Here is a 303-nt window from a genome sequence, read left to right on the forward strand (position 1 = left end):
CACTCCTCGACGCCGGGTACGGCGGTGGCCGCGAGGTGGCCGAAGAGGTTGTCGGGGTTGAGGGGGGGGCGGAAGGGCAGGCGGAGGGTGAGTGCGCCCGGGGCGTGATGCGCCGACTTGGGGCGGCGGGCGCGCAGTTCGCTCGGGGAGAGGGCGAAGACCTCGCGGACGGTGTCGTTGAAGGTGCGGATCGAGGAGAAGCCGGCCGCGAAGGCGATCTCCGCCAACGGCAGGGCGGTCGTCTCGATCAACAGGCGGGCGGTCTGGGCGCGTTGGGCCCGGGCGAGGGCCAGCGGGCCGGCG

General features: G+C 74.6%; 1 protein-coding gene. It reads right to left on the reverse strand.

Annotation, left to right across the window (positions count from 1 at the left end; translation table 11 throughout):
* Positions 1-303, reverse strand: a 303-nt coding sequence (locus KVT45_RS55290) for a helix-turn-helix domain-containing protein (RefSeq protein WP_217562701.1), incomplete at both ends; no start/stop codon positions are given.

This window comes from Streptomyces sp. GbtcB6, assembly GCF_019091475.1.
Lineage (GTDB): Bacteria > Actinomycetota > Actinomycetes > Streptomycetales > Streptomycetaceae > Streptomyces > Streptomyces hyaluromycini.